The organism is Kitasatospora sp. MY 5-36 (genome assembly GCF_001182915.1).
Taxonomy (GTDB): Bacteria; Actinomycetota; Actinomycetes; order Streptomycetales; family Streptomycetaceae; genus Kitasatospora.
In genome coordinates, this window is the sequence record NZ_LFVW01000077.1 from 1 (window position 1) to 4,397 (window position 4,397).

The 4,397-nt window shown below is 74.2% G+C and carries 1 pseudogene; it reads right to left on the bottom strand.

What is annotated here, in order from left to right:
- Positions 1-4,383: pseudogene (locus AE652_RS06410) on the bottom strand (type I polyketide synthase); the annotation flags it as partial.
- Positions 4,384-4,397 lie beyond the last annotated feature (14 nt).

Below are 4,397 nucleotides of genomic sequence, written 5' to 3' on the forward strand. Positions count from 1 at the left end.
CCCAGCAGCCGCCACCGACCCGGTCACCACGCCCGCCGCCGGCTGCCCCGTGGCCACCGCCGCGAGACCCGCCGCAAGCTCGCCCCGCTCGCCGCCCAGCACGACCGCACGCTGCTCGAACACCGAACGCGTCGTGGCCAGCGACCACGCGACGTCACCCACCGGCAGCTCCGGCCGCGCCAGCACGTACTCGCGCAGCCGACCCGCCTGGCCCGCCAGCGCGGTCGCGCCACGACCGGAGACCGGCCAGGCCACACCCGCCGCCCCGGTGAGTACCGGGTTCTCCTGGCCCGCCGGCTCAACCGCCGCCTCGACGGCCGCCGGGGCCTCCTCCACGATCACGTGGACGTTGGTGCCGCTGATCCCGAAGGCGGACACACCCGCCCGACGCGGCCGCTCGCCCGCCGGCCACTGCACCGCGTCCTGGAGCAGACGGACGTTGCCCGTCTCCCAATCGACGTGCGAGGACGGCTCATCGGCGTGCAGGGTCTTCGGCAGCACACCGGCCCGCAGCGCCAGCACCATCTTGATCACACCGGCCACACCGGCGGCCTGCTGGGCGTGCCCGATGTTCGACTTCACCGACCCCAGCCACAACGGCCGGTCCTCGAACCGCTCCTGGCCGTACGTGGCCAGCAGCGCGCCCGCCTCGATCGGGTCGCCCAGCTCCGTGCCCGTCCCGTGCGCCTCGACCACGTCCACGTCCGCCGCCGAGATCCGGGCGTTGGCCAACGCCGCCCGGATGACCCGCCGTTGGGCCGGGCCGTTCGGCGCGGACAGGCCGTTGGAGGCGCCGTCCTGGTTGACGGCGCTCCCGCGGAGCACGCCGAGCACCTGGTGCCCGTTGCGGCGGGCGTCCGAGAGGCGCTCCAGCACGAGCATGCCCGCGCCCTCGCCGATGCCCATGCCGTCGGCGCCCTCGCCGAAGGCCTTGCAGCGGCCGTCCGAGGCGAGCGCCCGCAGGCGTGAGAAGCCGACGAACTCGGCCGGGTCGGCGATCACCGTCACACCGCCCGCCAGCGCCATCGAGCACTCGCCCGACCGCAGGGCCTGGCCCGCCTGGTGCAGCGCGACCAGGGAGGACGAGCACGCCGTGTCGACGGTCACCGCGGGCCCGTTCAGGCCCAGCGTGTACGACACCCGGCCGGAGAGCACGCTCAGCGCGTTTCCGGTGATCAGGTGCGCCTCGGCGCCCGGGACGGTGGCACCCGTCGCGATGTAGCCCGACGACGCCGCGCCGATGAACACGCCGGTCGCGGAGCCGTGCAGCGACTTCGGGTCGATGCCGGCCCGCTCGACGGCCTCCCAGGAGGTCTCCAGCAGCAGCCGCTGCTGCGGGTCCATGACCAGCGCCTCGCGCGGGCTGATCCCGAAGAACCCCGCGTCGAACTCCGCGGCCCCGCTGAGGAATCCGCCCTCCACGACGTAGGTCGAGCCCTCGGCGTCCGGGTCCGGGTCGAACAGCGCCTCGATGTCCCAGCCGCGGTCGGCCGGGAACGCGCCGATCGCGTCCCCGCCCGCGACCAGGAGGTCCCACAGCTCCTCCGGAGTCCGGACACCACCGGGGTAGCGGCAGGCCATACCGACGATCGCGATCGGATCGGTCGACACCGCCGCCGCCGTCACGGTCTGGCCCTCGTCCGCGTCCGTGCCGAACAGCGCGGCCAGGATCTCGTCCGCCAGCGCCGAGGCGCTCGGGTGGTCGAAGATCACCGTGGACGGCAGCCGCAGGCCGCACGCGGTGTTCAGGCGGTTGCGGAGCTCGACGGCGGTCAGCGAGTCGAAGCCCAGCTCCCGGAACGCCCGGCTCGCCACGATCTCGTCCACCGACTCGTGGCCCAGCACCGCGGCCGCGTGCGTCCGCACCAGTTCGGTGACCGTCCGGCGCCGCTCGGCCGCCGACAGCCCGGCCAGCTGGAGCTCGAAGTCACCGCGCCCGTCCTCGTCACGACGGACGGTCGTGTCCTCCTGGGCCTCGGGGATGGTGTCCAGCAGCGGGCGAGGCCGTGCGGCCGTGAAGACCGGCGCGAACTTCTCCCACTCGACGTCCGCGAGGGCGATGAAGGTCTCGTCGTCGGCCAGGATCTCGCCGAGCGCGGTCAGCGCTCGCTGGGTGTCGAGGAAGTTCATGCCCTGCCGCAGCAGGCGGTGCGGGGTGACGCGACCGGGCGCCTGGTCCATCGCCGCGTCGACGGCGTCCCAGTCGCGGGTGTTCCACACGCCCCAGGCGATCGAGGTCCCGGGCAGGCCGCGGGCGCGACGGTCCTCGGCGAGGCCGTCCAGGAAGGAGTTGCCGGCCGCGTAGGCGGCGTGGTCGTTGCTGCCCCAGGTCGCCGAGATCGACGAGAACATCACGAACTCGTCGATGCCCAGGTCGGCCGTCGCCTCGTCCAGGTGGACGGCGCCGGCCGCCTTCGCGCCGACCGCGACGGCCAGCTCCTCCCGGCTGGTGTCCTCCACCCGGGCCAGGATCGGCGCGTTGGCGGAGTGCAGGACGGTGGACAGGCCGGGGCCGGAGGCCTCGATCCACGTCACCATCGCCGTGACCTGCGCACGCTCCGTCAGGTCGCAGCTGACGACCTCGACGGCCGAGCCGCCGTTCGCCACGGCGGCGGCGAGCGCCGCCACGCCGTGCGCCGACGGGCCGGAGCGGGAGGTCAGAACCACCCTCGGCGCGCCGTGCTCGGCAAGCCAGGGGCCGATGCAGACGCCGATCGAGCCGGTGCCACCGGTCAGCAGGACGGTGCCGCGCGGCGACCAGCCCTCCGACTCCACACGGCGGGCCTCCGCCCGCACCAGACGGCGCAGGAGGACACCCGACGGCCGCACCGCGACCTGGTCCTCACTGCCATCGGCGAAGACGCCGACCAGACGAGCGGCCGCATCGGCGTCCAGCACCGGCGGCAGGTCGACCAGACCGCCCCAACGGTCCGCGTGCTCCAGGCCGACCGTACGACCGAGACCCCAGACCTGGGTCTGCACCGGGCTGGTCGTCACCTCGTCGGCGGCGACCTGCACCGCGCCACGGGTCAGCACCCAGAGGGGAGCGGTGGTCCCGGCCCGGCCCAACCTCTGGACCAGGTCGAGGGTGTCGGCGCTGCCCCGGGACAGCCACGCGAACTCGGCGTCCGGCGACTCGTCGAGCGCCAGGAGCGACACCACACCGCGCACGTCCCCGCCCGCTCCTGCGATGGCCTCGTCGAGGCCCGCGAGCGTCGTCCGCACCGCCTCGGCGCCACGCGCCGTCAGCGCCTCGGCGATCGTGGCCGCGTCGGGGGCGTCGCCGACGACCAGCCAGGTGCCGGACAGGTCCGCCGGGCCGCTCGCGGCGGCCGGCTGCCAGGTGATGCGGTAACGCCAGTCGTCCACCGACAGCTTCGCCCGCTCCAGCACCGGGGCCTCGGGCCAGTAGCGGCGCCGCTGGAAAGCGTAGGTCGGCAGCGCGACGGTCGTCCCGGCGCCGAGCACCGCCGCCCAGTCGACGGGGGCGCCCTGGACGTACGCCTCGGCGAGCGAGGTCAACAGGCGCTGCGCGCCGCCCTCGTCGCGCCGCAGGGTGCCTGCGACCACCGGGGAGCGCTCCTCCAGGCTGTCGCCGATCGCCGGGGTCAGCACCGGGTGCGGCGAGACCTCCAGGAACACTCCGTGGCCCGCGTCGCCGAGAATCCGCACCGCGCGGTCGAACTCGACCGTCTCGCGAAGCGACGCGTACCAGTAGGCCGGGTCCAGCTCGGGGCCCGCGAGCCATGCACCGGTCAGCGCGGAGATCATCGGGACCTGCGCCTCACGAGGCCGGATCCCGTCGAGGACGGTCAGGATCTCCTCGCGCAGCTCGTCCACGTGGGCGCTGTGGGACGCGTAGTCCACCGGGATCATCCGGGCACGCGGCGAATCCCCGCACGCCTCGGCGAGTTCACGCAGCGCGTCGGCGTCACCGGAGACGACCGTCGCCGACGGGCCGTTCACGGCCGCGACGGAAAGGCGGGTGCCGTACGACGCGATCCGCGCCCGAACACCCTCCACCGGCTCCGCGATTGACAGCATCCCACCACGACCCGCCAGCACCTTCAGGGTCTTGCTCCGCAGAGCGACGACCTTGGCAGCGTCGTCCAGGGAGAGAATCCCAGCGACGGCGGCAGCGGCGATCTCGCCCTGCGAGTGACCCAGCACCGCGTCCGGAGCGACACCAGCCGCCTGCCATACCGCAGCGAGCGACACCATCACGGCCCACAGCGCCGGCTGCACGACGTCAGCGGCTTCGAAACCGTGGCGCCCCGCCAGCACATCGTCCAACTGCCAGTCCACGTAAGGCGCCAGGGCCGCAGCACACTCAGCCAGCCGGGCCGCGAACACCGGCGAGGCCTCCGCCAGCTCACGCCCCATGCCGACCCACTGGC